Raw genomic sequence first — 14,515 nt, forward strand, 5'->3', positions numbered from 1 at the left:
TTTGGAGGCTGTTCTGCTCGAACCAACCACCGTGTACCTCAATATGTCGGACCGTTTCGGACGGTCTCGGTTATCGTTTTGTCTAGTCTGCCTGTAGGCTTTCGCCCGGGGCCGGTTCACCAACCCTCATGATTTCCCACTGTAACGCTATTCCGCTGTTTTGGAAAACCCTTTTTCTTACCTCTTCGCCCAGACCTTCAAGATCGGTGGCGCTTGCCCCGCCGGTATTGATCAGGAAATTGGGGTGCTTCTCGCTCATCTGCGCGCCGCCGCGCCGCGCGCCGCGCAAACCGGCATCGTCGATGACTTTCCAAGCCTTGAGATCATGAACATCGTCAGCGCGGCCGGTCGAGGAAAACCCGGCGGGGTTGCGAAAGGTGCTGCCCGCGCTGCGGTCCTTGGTGGGTTGAGTGGCGTCGCGACGGGCGAGTTGCTCCTCCATCCGGGCGATTAGCACCTCCGCCGCGCCCGCCGCCCCCTCGAAGGTGGCCTCGGTGATCACGAAGTCCTCGGGCAGGTCACTGTGGCGGTAGCCGAAGTTCAGCTCCTGCGGGGTTAGGGTCAGGCACTCACCGTTGCGCGTCACCGCCCGCGCCTCGATCAGGTGATCGGCCACGTAAGCGCCGTAGCAGCCCGCATTCATCCGCACCGCGCCACCGATACTGCCGGGTATGGTGCGCAGGAAGGTAAGATCCACCCCCGCCTCCGCCGCGCGGCGCGCCACATGTGCGTCAAGCGCGGCCGCACCGGCAATCACGCGGTTGCCTTCGATGCGAATGTCGTTGAAGCCGCGCCCAAGGCGGATCACCACGCCGCGCATCCCACCATCGCGCACGATCAGGTTGCTGCCCACCCCCATCGGGAAAACCGGGATGTCCGGGGCGAGTGCCGCCAGGAACTCTGCGAGATCCTTCGGGTCGGCAGGCTGGAATAACCACTCTGCCGGGCCGCCCACGCGCAGCCATGTCAGATCGGAAAGCGGGCGGTCGGGCGTCAACCGGCCCCGGGGTTGGGGAAGCCTTGTCATGCGCCGGTTTTGCCCGGCACCGCGTCAAAGGTAAAGCCCGCACCGCGCGGAATTGCTTGCGGTGCCGCGTGCCGTCGGCCACCTTGCCGGTGACGCGCGCTGGGGACTGGCGCTTGCAACAATTATGCAATAGTTGTTAATTAAACAATTGTTCATTTCAACGAACAGGAGCCGCCGATGGATTTCGCCCTCAGCGAGGAACAGACCGCCATTTTCGATATGGCCCATGCTTTCGGGCAGGACCGCATCGCCCCGCATGCCCGCGCGTGGGAGCGCGAGGGCACCATCCCCAAGGATCTGTGGCCGGAAATTGCCGCTTTGGGCTTTGGCGGGCTTTACGTGAGCGAAGAGTCCGGCGGCGCGGGGTTGTCGCGCCTTGATGCCACGCTGGTCTTTGAGGCGCTGTCGATGGCCTGCCCGTCTGTCGCGGCGTTCCTGTCGATCCACAACATGTGCGCGAAGATGATCGACAAGTTCAGCAGCGATGAGATGAAGGCGCGGGTGCTGCCAAAGGCCATGACAATGGAGACGGTGTTGTCCTATTGCCTGACCGAACCCGGCTCTGGCTCTGATGCCGCCGCCCTTAAGACCCGGGCCGAGCGCACCAATGAAGGCTACACCCTGAATGGCACCAAGGCGTTCATCTCTGGCGGCGGATATTCCGACGCTTACGTGGTAATGGTGCGCACCGGGGGGGATGGACCCAAGGGCATCTCGACCGTTTATGTCGAGGATGGCGCGGAGGGCCTCAGCTATGGCGGGCTGGAGGATAAAATGGGCTGGCGCAGCCAGCCGACGCGGCAGGTGCAGTTTGACAATTGCAACATTTCGGCGTCCGATTTGGTCGGAGAAGAGGGCAAAGGTTTCATTTATGCGATGAACGGGCTTGATGGCGGCCGTTTGAACATCGCGGCTTGTTCGCTGGGCGCAGCACAGCAGGCGCTCAACATGACGCTGAGCTACATGGCCGAGCGCAAGGCCTTTGGCAAACCCATCGATCAGTTTCAGGGGCTGCAATTTCGTCTTGCCGACATGGAGATCGAGTTGCAGGCCGCGCGTACCTTTCTGCGGCAGGCGGCGTGGAAGCTGGACAATGACACACCCGACGCCACCAAGTTCTGCGCCATGGCCAAGAAATTCGTGACCGAGGCAGGTTCGCGCATCGTCAACCAGTGCCTGCAACTGCATGGCGGATATGGCTATCTGGCCGATTACGGGATCGAGAAACTGGTGCGCGACCTGCGGGTGCATGAAATTCTCGAAGGCACCAACGAGATCATGCGCCTGATCGTGGCGCGGCAGATGCTGGCGGACCAATGAGCGGTGACATCCACATTCGCAAGGAAGGCCGTGCTGGGCGGATCACCTTGACCCGGCCCAAGGCCCTGAATGCGCTGAGTTACGACATGGCGTTGGCTATCGAGGCGGCGCTGGACATCTGGCGCGTGGATGAAGACGTGGCGCTGGTGCTGATCGACGCCGAGGGGGATCGCGCGTTCTGCGCGGGCGGCGACATTCAACAGCTATACGACACGGGTCGTGCCGGGGATTTCGCCTATGGGCAGCGGTTCTGGGCCGATGAGTATCGCCTGAATGCCAAGATCGCCGAGTATCCCAAACCCTATGTGGCGCTGATGCAGGGCTTTGTCATGGGCGGGGGTGTGGGCCTTTCCTGTCACGGCTCGCATCGCGTCGCTTGCGAGAGCACACAGATCGCCATGCCTGAATGCGGCATCGGTCTGGTGCCGGATGTAGGCGGCTCGCTCTTACTGGCGCGGGCACCGGGACGGATGGGGGAATATCTGGGGGCCACTGGCACGCGTATGGGGCCGGAAGACGCAGTATATTGCGGTTTTGCAGATGTTTATGTGCCGAGGTTGAAGTGGAGAGAATTGATCTCGGCACTGGCTGAGACAGGCGATCCGGCGATGATCGACGCCGTAGCGGAGACGCCTCCAACCGGCACTCTGCGCAGTAACGAACCGCAGGTCGCCGCGCATTTCGGAGGCGAGCGGCTGGGCGATATAGTCAATTCCCTGCGTGCCGAGGACACCGACTTTGCCAAGCAATCGCTCAAGGCGCTGTCGCGTGGCTCGCCGCTGTCGATGGCCTGCGCGATCGAGGTGATCCGTCGCCTGCGCGGCCCCGGCGCGGATATCCGCCGCGCCCTTGGCCTTGAATACCGTTTCACCTATCGTGCGATGGAAGAGGGCGATTTCCTGGAGGGTATTCGCGCGGCGATCATCGACAAGGACCGCGCGCCGAACTGGCAACACGCGCTGGACAGCCTGGCGGACAACGCAGTCTCGCGCATGCTGATGCCCTTGGGCAAAGACACGCTGATATTCGACAAGGAGGCAGACACATGAAGATCGGGTTTATAGGGCTGGGCAATATGGGCGGGCCAATGGCGGCCAATCTGGCAAAGGCCGGGCATGAGGTGACGGGGTTCGACATGGCCGACGTCGAGATCGAGGGCGTGCGCATGGCGGGCGGCGCGGCAGAGGCCGCTAACGGCGCGCAAGTGGTGATCACCATGCTGCCCAATGGCGATATCCTGCGCCGCGTGGCGGATGCGGTGATCCCGGCGATGGATAAGGGTGCGGTGCTGCTCGATTGCTCGACCGTCGATGTGCGATCCGCGCGCGACGTCGCCGCGCAAGCGCAGGCGGCAGGGCTTTCGGCGCTGGATGCGCCGGTGTCGGGCGGTGTCGGCGGTGCCGCAGGCGGCACGCTGACCTTCATGGTGGGCGGCGATGAGCCGGGCTTTAACATCGCAAAAGAACTCTTTGACATCATGGGGCAAAAGGCTGTTCACTGTGGTTCGTCGGGGAATGGTCAGGCGGCCAAGATCTGCAACAACATGATCCTTGGGGCCACCATGATTGCCACGTGCGAGGCCTTTGCGCTGGCCGACAAGCTGGGACTGGAGCGGCAGGCGATGTTCGACGTGGTCTCGACCTCGTCGGGCTATAGCTGGTCGATGAACGCTTATTGCCCGGCGCCGGGGATCGGCCCAAAATCGCCGGCCGATAACGGCTATCAGCCTGGTTTCGCCGCCGATCTGATGCTCAAGGATCTGCGCCTGTCGCAGCAGGCCGCCGAGACGGTCGATGCCGACACGCCGATGGGCCGTGCGGCCTGCGATCTCTATGCTCGGTTCGTCGAGCAAGAGGACGGCAAGGGTCGTGATTTCTCGGCCATGCTGCCACGATTCGAGACGCGCGGACGCAGCTGATGGGATGGGTGGCCGGTGCGCCCGGCCTGCCCGTGCTGGAGCCGGAGGCGGTGACCCTGCTCGACCGGCTGACCCCAATGCGCGTACCTGCGGGGCAGGTGCTGTTTCGCCCCGGCGAGACGGTCAAGGGCTTCGTGATTGTGCTCAAGGGCCGGGTCGAGGTGTTCCTGACCGGTGCCTCGGGGCGCGAGATGCTGCTTTACGCGGTGGAGCCGGGGCAAAGTTGCGTGCAATCCACGCTCGGGTTGATGGGCGGCGAGGACTATTCCGGCGAGGCGGTCGCGCGCAGCGAGAGCGAGATCGTTCTGGTGCCGCGCGACACGTTTCTGCATCTGATGAACCTATCGGATGTATTTCGCAAATTCGTCTTCGCCGCCTTCGCGCAGCGGCTGCAATCCATGATGCACCTGCTGGATCGCGTCGCCTTTCAACGGATCGAGACGCGGCTGGCGCAATGCCTACTGGAGCGCGCCGGAGATGGCGTGCTGAAGGCGACCCATGCCGAGATTGCGGTGATGATCGGCACCGCCCGCGAAGTGGTGTCGCGTCGTCTTGATGCGCTGGCGCGGCGCGGGATCGTGGCGCTTGATCGCGGCGTGGTGCGTATTCTCGATGCCGGGACGCTGCGGGAACTGGCCGAGATCGACAACTGACATTCGGACCCGCAACAGCCCGACCATGCCGGGGCGGGGCATGGATCAGCTATGCTCTTCCTCCGACACCGCCGCGAGCGCGCGGTTATAGGCCTTGAGTGCATCAACGTGAAAGAGCGCGCCCTGCAATTCGGGCGGCTGATCGCCCCCCGCCAGCATTACCACGGGCAGGAACGGCACGCTTGCGCGTTCGAACATCGGCATGGCGACCTCGAGCGTGGTGGTCACGTCGAGATAGACCCCCTGTTCGATCAGCGACCAGCATTGCGCCTCATCCGCCGCGCGCTCGTGATCGGGGGGGCGCATCAGGGCGCGCACCTGGAACATCGCCAGCAGGTAATCCTGCGGTCCCGCCGCCAGCCGGATGCCGCGCCGCATGAGCTGGGTCAGGAAGAACGAGCGCCGCACCAGCTTGGAGCCGAGAGCGGTCGACATCGAGACCGCCACCATCACCGCAAGACCGGTCTGCCAGTCGCCGGTCAACTCAAACACAATGAGCGTGGTCGATATCGGTGCGCCCAGCACTGCCGCCGCGACCGCTCCCATGCCCGCCAGCGCATAGAGCGTGTAGGCCCCCGACACGTCGGGAAAGACCGCCGTTGCCATGTGACCAAAGGCCAACCCCGTCAGCGCGCCGACCATCAGCGATGGCGAGAACACCCCGCCGCCCATGCGCCCGCCGAAGGTGATCGCCACCGCCGCAACCTTGAGCACGGCAAAGACCACCGCCTCGTGCCACAAAAGCTCGCCGGTCAGCGCCGCCGAGGTGGTCTCGTATCCCACGCCGATGACATGCGGAAACCAGATCGCGATTGCGCCCAGCAAGAGCCCCGCCCCGGCGGGGCGCAGCCAGCGCGGCAGGCGCAGTCGCAGCTGCACGTGGCTGGCTACGTCCTCAGCCAGAAAGATCGCCCGCATCAAGGCTGCCGCGACCACGCCGCAGACCAGTCCGAGGATCAGGAAGGCGGGCAGTTCGGCGTAGAATTCCAGCGCACTGGCCTGCGGCAGGGTAAATTCGGTCACATCGCCGAATTCGAGCCGGTTGATCACCGTGCCCGCCACGCTCGCGATCACGATCGGCGCAAAGGCGTGGACCGCGAAATGCCGCAGCACCACCTCGAGCGCGAAGAGCGCGCCGGCTATGGGCGCGTTGAACGAGGCCGAAACGGCGGCCGCCACCGCACAGCCCAGAAGGTCGCGCCCGGTCACCCCGTTGGCGTCGATCCTGTCGCTGACCCAGCTTGAGATCACGCCCGCGAGATGCACAACCGGGCCTTCGCGCCCCGACGACCCGCCGGTGCCGAGCGTGATCAGCGAGGCGGCCACCGAGGCCAACCCCTCGCGTCGCTCAACCCGGCCTTCGGCCATCGCGGCACCCTCGATTACATCGGCCACCGCTCGCACCCGAGCATCATCCGTAAAATGGTGCAGGATCAGCCCCACCACCAGACCGCCCGCCACCGGCACCAGCAGGATCCAGTACCATGGCAGATATACGGCCAGACTGTGCAGCCGGGTCACGTCCCCGGTGCCATAGACGAACCCCTGCAGCGCGATGATCCCCTTGCGAAAGAAAAGCGCGGCAAAGCCCGCCGCGATGCCGATTATCAGCGCGATCAGCCAGAACTGGAACTGGCTTGGCCCGCGCTTGCGCAACACGCGCCAGCCATCGCGCAGACCCTGCACCGCCGCGCGGTACAACTGACGGAAAAAGGACGGGTCCTCTGCCTGCATCTTCCCCTCGTGGCGGTCCAGCCCCGGCTTTCGCATCGCGCGCGCATCGCCTAGTGTGTGGGCATCTTCACGGATGAAAGCCACGCCATGGACATCGAAAACGCAATCGCCGAACTCCACTCCTGTCTAGGCCAACGGCTGACCCGGTCCAAGTCCGATCTTGACCTGCACGGGCGCAGCGAGTCGTATTTCCCCGCTGCCCCGCCCGATGCGGTGGCCTATCCCGAAAATACCGAGGAGGTCGCGCGGATCGTGGCGATTTGCGCGCGTCATCGCGTGCCGGTGGTGGGCTGGGGCATCGGCACGTCGCTAGAGGGGCAGGCGCAGGCCTTCGAGGGCGGTGTCGCGGTGGATTTCAGCCGCATGAACCGCGTGCTGGAAATCGCCCAGGCGGACATGACCGCGCGCGTGCAACCCGGTGTCACCCGCGAATCGCTGAACGAGGAGTTGCGCGCCACGGGGCTGATGTTCCCGGTCGATCCCGGGGCCAATGCCTCGCTTGGCGGGATGGCCGCGACCCGCGCCAGTGGCACCACCGCCGTGCGCTATGGCACGATGCGCGACAATGTGCTGGCGCTCGAGGTGGTGACGGCAGCGGGCAAGATCCTGCGCACCGGGACGGGGGCGCGCAAATCCTCCTCCGGATATGATTTGACCGGGCTGTTCGTCGGCTCCGAGGGCACGCTCGGGTTGATGACGGAACTGACGCTGCGGTTGCATGGCCAGCCAGAGGCGGTCTCGGCGGCGGTCTGCGCCTTCGAGAGCGTGAGCGACGCCGTGCAGACGGTGATCGACACCATCCAATGCGGGGTGCCGATGGCGCGGATCGAATTGATGGATATCGAAAGCGTGCGGGCGGTCAACGCCTATTCGGGCATGGATCTGCCGGAAAAGCCGCATCTGCTGTTGGAGTTTCATGGCAGTGCCAACGGCGTGACCGAACAGGCCGAAAGTTTCGGCGCGCTCGCCGCCGATCATGGCGGATCGGGTTTTGACTGGGCGACACGGACCGAGGCGCGTACTGCGCTCTGGACCATGCGGCACAATGCCTATTACGCGATCCTCGCAATGCGGCCGGGCGCGCGCGCGGTCGTCACTGATATCTGCGTGCCGATCTCGAAGCTGGCGCAGGCCATCGAGGAAACCCGCGCCGACCTGCACGAGGCCGGGGTGCCGGGGCCGATCCTGGGCCATGTGGGGGATGGCAACTTTCATGCGGTGCTCTTGGTGGATGAGAGCAAGCCCGATGAACTCGCCCGCGCCAAGGCCGCCGCCGCGCGCATGGTCGAGCGCAGCCTCGCATTGGGTGGTACCGCCACTGGCGAGCACGGGATCGGTGTGGGCAAGCTCGACTACATGACGCGCGAGCATGGGGCTGGATGGGCGATGATGGGGGCGATCAAGGCGACGCTCGACCCGTTGGGCATCATGAACCCTGGCAAGCTGGTGCCGCCCGGCGACTGACGGTCGGCGCGCGCGCGGGCTTTGCCCGAGTGTTCGCCACCTGTCAGGAGTGTCCCAGTCCTGCTCCGGGGCGCTTCAGGCCGCTCGGACGTTGGTTCGAGGGGTGGCATTGCAGGTTTTTCTGCCTATTGCCGAAATAGCCTCAAGGTTAACAATGGCCTCTGGCTGCCGTTGCCGCACCCCGCGGCACTTTCTTCGGGTCGCAACCCGCAGCTTGAGGGCATCACCGCCGGTGTGTCGTCCTACCCTTCCACGCGGGTGAGGTCGGCGGCCTGCAGGCAGATGCTGCGGATGCGGCTGAGCAGGTTGAGGCGGTTACGGCGCAGCACGGCGTTTTCGACATTGACCTGCACCGCCTCGAAAAACGCATCGACGGCCGGGCGCAGGGCGGCCATCGCCCGCATCGCCCCGGCGAAATCCTCTGCCTTCAGCGCACGGCCGATCTGCGGCTCTGCGGTGTCGAGGGCGGCGAAGAGCGCCTTTTCCTCATCGGTCTCGGCGAATTTCACATCCGCGCCAAAGGAATATTCCACCCCGTCCTTGTCCTCGGCCTGCGTCAGGATGTTGTTGGCCCGCTTGAAGCCTTGGAGAAGGTTCTCGCCATCATCGGTGCTCAGGAACGCCCCGAGCGCACGGGCGCGGTGGACGAGCAGGGTAAGGTCGTCATTGCCCTCCATCGCAAGGCAGGCGTCGATCACGTCGTGGCGGATGCCTTCGTCCTTGAGATGGACTTTGAGGCGGTCGTGGAGGAAGGCGAGTAGGTCATTGGATCTCTCAACCTCCCAAGACTGAGGTGGGACGCCTGAACCGAAACCTTTCGCTAGAAGGTCGGCAGCTTCCAATGATTTCTTGTTGAGTTCCTCGATAGAAGAATCACCCTTTGCGATCCCCAAGGACTCAAGAAGTGGGAATTTAATCGAATGTTGGCCAACCTCTACAGCTCTACAAAGCATCGAGGCCATGCTTCGCCTTCCTGAAATCAGGAGGCCATTTGTTAAATCAATTCTCAACTCGTTCCCCAACACCAACCGGATAACCCCCAAGGCCGCACGGCGCAGCGCGTAGGGGTCTTTCGAGCCGGTGGGCTTCTCGTCAATCGCCCAGAACCCGGTCAGCGTGTCGATCTTGTCAGCGAGCGCCACGGCGACCGAGACCGGCGCGCTTGGCACGGCGTCGCCTGGCCCCAGCGGCTTGTAATGCTCCTCGCAGGCCTCCGGCACGCCGTCGTCATGGCCTGCGGCCTGCGCATAATAGCGCCCCATCAGCCCCTGCAATTCGGGGAATTCTCCGACCATTTCGGATTGCAGATCGGCCTTGGCCACGCGCGCGGCCTCGGCGGCCAGATCGGGCTTGGCGCCCACCAGCGGAGCGATCTCGCGCGCGAGTGCCGCGATGCGCTCGACGCGGTCGGCCTGTGATCCCAGCTTGTTGTGGAAGGTCACGTCGCGCAGGCCCTCGGCCATGCCCTCAAGGCCCTCTTCCCGCACCGTGCGCAGGTCATTCTCCCAAAAGAATTTCGCGTCACTGAGCCGCGCCGCCAGCACCTTCTGATTGCCCGCCAGAATGGTCGCGCCGTGATCTGCCGTCTCGACATTGGCGACGGTGACGAAGCGTTCGATGCGGCCGCTCTTGCGGTTGCGCACCGAGAAGAATTTTTGGTGTTCCTTCATCGAGGTCTGCAACACCTCGGGCGGCAGATCGAGGAAATCGTCGTCGATCCGGCCCATCAGCACCACGGGCCATTCCACCAGCCCCGCAACCTCTGACAAGAGCCCGCGATCCTCGACCACCTCGCAACCGGCGGCAAAGGCCTGATTGGTGGCGTCCTGCCAGATCGCCTCGGCCCGCTCGGCGGCGTCAAGCACCACATGCGCGCGTTTGAGACGGGTGGCGTAGTCGTCGAAGGAGGTCACGGAAAACGCGTCGGGGGCCATGAAGCGGTGGCCGCGCGTCGTATTGCCTGCGCGGATGCCGTCCACCTCCATCTCCACCACCTGCGCCTCGCCGTCGTCACTGGTCAGGATGCAGAGGATGGAATGAAGGGGCCGCACCCAGCGCAGACTGCCCGCACCCCAGCGCATCGACTTGGGCCAGGGGAAATTGCGGATGAGCTTCTCCAATTCCTCGGCCACGATCTGCGCCGCAGGACGACCGGGCCGGGTGATGGTGGCAAAATAGACCTGGCCCTTTTTCTCATCGCGGATTTCGAGATCCTCGCGTGCCACACCTGCGCCGCGCAGAAATCCCTCGATCGCCTTTTCGGGCGCATCGATACGCGGGCCCTTGCGCTCTTCTCGGGTGGTGGGGCTGGTTGCGAGCAGCCCCTGCACGGTGAGCGTCAGCCGCCGCGGCGTGGAAAACGCCGCCGCACCGGCATAGGTCAGCCCCGCCTCGACCAGCGCATCGGTCAGGCGCGCGCGCAGATCCTCGGCCGCCTTGGCCTGCATGCGCGCGGGGATTTCCTCGGAGAAGAGTTCGATCAGCAGATCAGGCATGTGGCTCAGTATCCTTGCGGCGGTTCGGGGCAATCCTCGGGGGCGGGCTGACCGTCGAACACCACCTCGCCGCAGCGGTTGATCTGGTGCCAGACATAGCCCTTGCCGTCGTCGGTGATGGCGACGATCCGGTCGATGCCGTATTGAATGTCTTTTTGGCCCAGAAACGCCAGCGCGCGCCCATCCTCGAGCGCGGCCCCGAGGGCCTGCGCATCGAAGCAGTCGAACCAGCCGGGGGCGTTCAGCGGCTCAGCGCGCTCGAACAGCTCATAGGTCTCGGTGAGCATCGGATGGCTCATAGTGGTGGTGAAACAGGCGCGGTAGCGGATCGGGCTGCTGTCGGCGTCGATCGCCTGAAACTCGTCATAAAGCACCGGTTCGGGCGCGCCGGTGACGAGCGAGGTCAGTTGCACATCGTCGGTGCCTGTGGCCGCCACCTCTTCGTAGAAGTGATAGACCTGCAGATAATACATGGCCGCCCCGGCCACCAATGCGGATATCAAGATCGCCCCCGCCAGAAATTTTCCCATTACGCTGCCTGCCCCCCGGCCTCTGTCTGCACGAAGGCATCGGCGCATTTTTTGGCCAGTGCCCGTACCCTGCCGATATAGGCCTGCCGCTCGGTCACGGAAATGACGCCGCGCGCGTCGAGCAGGTTGAAGATATGCGACGCCTTGATGCACTGGTCATAGGCGGGATGCGCCATGATGATGCGTTTGCCCGTCTTGGGGTCCGTGGCCTCCTGCGCGAGGATCGCCTCGCATTCGGCCTCGGCCTCCTCAAAGTGGCGCAGCAGCACCTCGGTGTTGGCGACGTCGAAATTCCAGCGGCTGTATTCCTCTTCGGTCTGGCGGAACACATCGCCATAGCTCAGCGGGATGGGTGCTGCGGGGTCGTTGAACGGCATCTCCATCACGTGGTCGATGCCCAGCACATACATCGCCAGCCGCTCCAGCCCGTAGGTCAGCTCGCCCGAGACAGGGTGGCAGTCATGCCCGCCGACCTGCTGGAAATAGGTGAACTGGCTCACCTCCATGCCATCGCACCAGACCTCCCAGCCGAGGCCCCAGGCCCCGAGCGTGGGGCTTTCCCAGTCATCCTCGACAAAGCGGATATCATGCAGCGCCATGTCGATGCCGATGGCGCGCAGGCTGCCGAGATAGAGATCCTGCAGGTCGGGCGGCGAGGGTTTGATCAGCACCTGGTACTGGTAATAATGCTGGAGCCGGTTGGGGTTCTCGCCATAGCGCCCGTCGGTGGGGCGGCGCGAGGGCTGCACATAGGCGGCGGCCCAGGGTTTGGACCCCAGAGAGCGCAGCGTGGTTGCGGGGTGGAAGGTGCCTGCCCCGACTTCCATGTCATAGGGTTGCATCACGGCACAGCCCTGCGCGGCCCAATAGCTTTGCAGCCGCAGGATGATCTCCTGAAAACTGCGCGGTTTGTCTGTGGCCTGCGTCATGCTCTCCCCCGGGTCCTGGCCCTGAAATTGCCGCCTTTCTCTAGGCGTGTCGGGCGGCAGGGTCAATCGCGCGGCGGTGCATATTTTGGGTGCATCGCCCGGCAGTTTTGCTACAACGCCCTGAGGGGACTATTTCTGTAGCAACCGGTCTTGACCAAGGAAATCTCATGGCGCGTATCGTTCTGGCACTTCTTGCCGCAGTTCTGCTCTACCCGACGCTCGCGCGCGCGCAAGGCTTGCCGCTCACCGATACCACCAGCGATCCTCTGGTCTGGGTGCAGATCGAGGCTCAGCCCAGCCTTGCCGAGGCACAGCAAAGCGCGCGCGGCTATGCGGGTGATCTGTCGGACGTGAACGGCTTCTCGCTCGGACGGGGGTGGTACGCGATCGCGCTCGGACCGTACCGGCGCGAAGAGGCCGAACGCGTGCTGCAGGTCTATCGCCGCGAAGGCGTGATCGCGCGCGACAGCTATATTGCCGAAACCTCTGATTATCAGCGCCAATTCTGGCCCATCGGGGCCAACCTGCTGGAGCAGCCGACGATTGCGGCGGCAGACGCCCCTGACGACCCACCCGACGAGGCCATCGCCACATCAGAGCCCGCGCTCGCGCCCGTCGACGAAACCCCGCGCGAGGCTCGCGCCAGCGAAAGCCTGCTCGACCGCCAAGAGCGCGAGCAATTGCAGACCGCGCTCAAATGGGCCGGGGTCTATGGCGGGGCCATCGATGCGGCTTTCGGGCAGGGCACGCGCGGGGCGATGGCCCGCTGGCAGAATGAGAACGGCTTTGACGCCACCGGTATCCTGACGACCCGCCAGCGCGCCGAACTTCTGCGCCAGTATAACGCCGTATTCGACGGGCTGGGGTTGGAGCGCGTTGCCGACAATGCCACCGGTATCGCGATGCAGGTCCCGACTTCAGTGGTCAAATTCGACCGCTACGAGCCGCCCTTCGCGCATTTCAATCCGTTGGGCGACCTGGATGCGCGCGTTTTGTTGATCAGCCAGGGCGGCGACCGCAACACAATGGCCGGGCTCTATGACATCATGCAGACGCTTGAGATCGTGCCTGAAACCGGACCACGCAGCCTTGAGGCGGACAGTTTCACCCTGATCGGTGAGGGCGCGCTTCGGATATCCCACACCCAGGTCTGGCACCGCGACGGCGAGATCAAGGGGTTCACCGTGATCTGGCCCGCCGGGGACGAGGAACGCCGCAACCGCCTGATCCAGAAGATGCAGGACAGTTTCGAATGGCTGCCCGGCACGCTCGATCCGGCCGAGGGTGCCCAATCGGAGCAGCGCATCAACCTGATCGCCGGGCTTGAAGTGCGCAAGCCGCGCCTCACCCGGTCGGGGTTCTATGTCGATAGTGGCGGCGCGGTTCTGACCACGGCGGATGCCGTGCGCCAATGCGGACGGATCACCATTGATGACAGCTATGAGGCGCGCGTGACCCTGACCGATGAGGCGCTCGGCGTGGCGGTGCTGGAACCGCAACAGACCCTTGCCCCGATGGAGGTCGCCACCTTTCAGGAGCTTGCCCCGCGCCTGATGTCCGATGTGGCGGTCGCGGGCTATTCTTATGGCGGCGTTTTGGGTGCTCCAACCGTGACCTTCGGGCAGGTGTCCGACCTCAAGGGGCTGCATGGCGAGAGCCATCTCAAGCGTCTCACGCTCTCCTCGCTCGACGGCGATGCGGGCGGCCCGGTGCTCGACACCGGGGGCGCGGTGCTTGGCATGCTGTTGCCGCATGAGTTGGACGGGCGCAGCCTGCCCGACGGGGTCAGCTTCGCCGCCACCAACGGGGCCTTGCAGGACGTGCTTGTGCGCGGCGGGATCACCCCGCGCAAGACGGCCCAGATCGACACGCTTACGCCCGAATCCCTGACCGACCACGCAAGTGCGATGACCGTTCTTGTGAGTTGTTGGGAATAATTTTCTCTAAACGCCGTTTTCCTGACACGAACCCGACCTGCATCCGCCGCCCAAGGCAGGTGCAATCGGGATCACGCTGCGCCGCCTCACTCGTCTGGCCGGTGCGGCCTCAGTCAGAAAACGGAGTATGAAGACATGAAAAAGATCCTGTTCACCACTGCCGTGGCGATGACTGCCCTCGCGACGGCCGCGACGGCGCAATCCGCCCCAAGCTACGGCTACACCACCGCGATCAAGGGCGGGACCAGCACGGTCATGCCGCCCGCCAACCATGCGGGACAATGGTGGACCCACCCCAGTGGCTGCGAATATTCGCGCACCGGCCGGCCCGGAGAGGTGGTGTGGTACCTGATAATCAACACCGCGCGCCCCGAATGCCCGACCTATATCGCCACCAGGGGCGGTGCGGATATCTACTAAACCAGTTGTGTGATGAGGGGGACGTGCGGGGATATCCATCGGGGCTCGCTGCGACGATGTATCGGGCCGCCCTGATAAGCCGGATATA

12 protein-coding genes are annotated in these 14,515 nt (G+C 64.4%); 7 read left to right on the top strand and 5 right to left on the bottom strand.

Annotated features, from left to right (window positions below; translation table 11 throughout):
- Window positions 1-82: 82 nt before the first annotated feature.
- Window positions 83-1,027: a UDP-N-acetylmuramate dehydrogenase gene (gene murB / locus BHD06_RS01245; protein ID WP_080455154.1), complete on the bottom strand. Its 945-nt coding sequence runs from the start codon at window positions 1,025-1,027 to the stop codon at window positions 83-85.
- Window positions 1,028-1,204: 177 nt separating this feature from the next.
- On the opposite strand from murB, the gene BHD06_RS01250 reads away from it, so the two are divergent.
- From BHD06_RS01250 to BHD06_RS01265, 4 genes are read left to right on the top strand one after another with little or no spacing between them, the layout of a single operon-like run.
- Window positions 1,205-2,347: an acyl-CoA dehydrogenase family protein gene (locus BHD06_RS01250; RefSeq protein WP_080455155.1), complete on the top strand. Its 1,143-nt coding sequence runs from the start codon at window positions 1,205-1,207 to the stop codon at window positions 2,345-2,347.
- Window positions 2,344-3,396 (top strand): enoyl-CoA hydratase/isomerase family protein, encoded by a 1,053-nt coding sequence (locus BHD06_RS01255; RefSeq protein ID WP_080455156.1) that lies wholly within the window; start codon window positions 2,344-2,346, stop codon window positions 3,394-3,396. Before BHD06_RS01250 ends, BHD06_RS01255 begins: the two co-directional genes overlap by 4 nt.
- Window positions 3,393-4,265 carry a 3-hydroxyisobutyrate dehydrogenase gene (gene mmsB, locus BHD06_RS01260; RefSeq protein ID WP_080455157.1) on the top strand — a complete coding sequence of 291 codons (873 nt, stop codon included), beginning with the start codon at window positions 3,393-3,395 and terminating at the stop codon, window positions 4,263-4,265. Before BHD06_RS01255 ends, mmsB begins: the two co-directional genes overlap by 4 nt.
- Complete coding sequence (locus BHD06_RS01265; RefSeq protein WP_080455158.1) at window positions 4,265-4,918, top strand: Crp/Fnr family transcriptional regulator; 654 nt, start codon at window positions 4,265-4,267, stop codon at window positions 4,916-4,918. The genes mmsB and BHD06_RS01265 overlap by 1 nt, the downstream gene beginning before the upstream one ends.
- Before the next feature lie 45 nt (window positions 4,919-4,963).
- On the opposite strand, the gene BHD06_RS01270 is transcribed toward BHD06_RS01265, so the two are convergent.
- Entirely contained in the window at window positions 4,964-6,652 is a 1,689-nt protein-coding gene (locus BHD06_RS01270) for a chloride channel protein (RefSeq protein ID WP_080455549.1), read from the bottom strand.
- An 87-nt stretch (window positions 6,653-6,739) separates the two neighbouring features.
- Between BHD06_RS01270 and BHD06_RS01275 the strand changes: the two genes are divergently transcribed.
- Window positions 6,740-8,116 carry an FAD-binding oxidoreductase gene (locus BHD06_RS01275; protein WP_080455159.1) on the top strand — a complete coding sequence of 459 codons (1,377 nt, stop codon included), beginning with the start codon at window positions 6,740-6,742 and terminating at the stop codon, window positions 8,114-8,116.
- A 242-nt stretch (window positions 8,117-8,358) separates the two neighbouring features.
- Here BHD06_RS01275 and glyS read toward each other — a convergent pair whose 3' ends face one another.
- From glyS to BHD06_RS01290, 3 genes are read right to left on the bottom strand one after another with little or no spacing between them, the layout of a single operon-like run.
- Window positions 8,359-10,611, bottom strand: a complete 2,253-nt coding sequence (gene glyS / locus BHD06_RS01280; RefSeq protein WP_080455160.1) for a glycine--tRNA ligase subunit beta — start codon at window positions 10,609-10,611, stop codon at window positions 8,359-8,361.
- Between the two features lie 5 nt (window positions 10,612-10,616).
- Entirely contained in the window at window positions 10,617-11,141 is a 525-nt protein-coding gene (locus tag BHD06_RS01285) for a DUF6446 family protein (RefSeq protein WP_080455161.1), read from the bottom strand.
- Window positions 11,141-12,070 carry a glycine--tRNA ligase subunit alpha gene (locus BHD06_RS01290; RefSeq protein WP_080455162.1) on the bottom strand — a complete coding sequence of 310 codons (930 nt, stop codon included), beginning with the start codon at window positions 12,068-12,070 and terminating at the stop codon, window positions 11,141-11,143. The genes BHD06_RS01285 and BHD06_RS01290 overlap by 1 nt, the downstream gene beginning before the upstream one ends.
- 167 nt (window positions 12,071-12,237) lie before the next feature.
- On the opposite strand from BHD06_RS01290, the gene BHD06_RS01295 reads away from it, so the two are divergent.
- Both BHD06_RS01295 and BHD06_RS01300 read left to right on the top strand, forming a co-directional pair.
- Entirely contained in the window at window positions 12,238-14,007 is a 1,770-nt protein-coding gene (locus tag BHD06_RS01295; RefSeq protein WP_080455163.1) for a trypsin-like peptidase domain-containing protein, read from the top strand.
- Window positions 14,008-14,142: 135 nt separating this feature from the next.
- Window positions 14,143-14,427, top strand: a complete 285-nt coding sequence (locus BHD06_RS01300) for a hypothetical protein (RefSeq protein WP_080455164.1) — start codon at window positions 14,143-14,145, stop codon at window positions 14,425-14,427.
- Window positions 14,428-14,515 lie beyond the last annotated feature (88 nt).

The organism is Roseovarius sp. A-2, from assembly GCF_002072155.1.
In the GTDB taxonomy this organism is placed as follows: Bacteria; Pseudomonadota; Alphaproteobacteria; order Rhodobacterales; family Rhodobacteraceae; genus Roseovarius.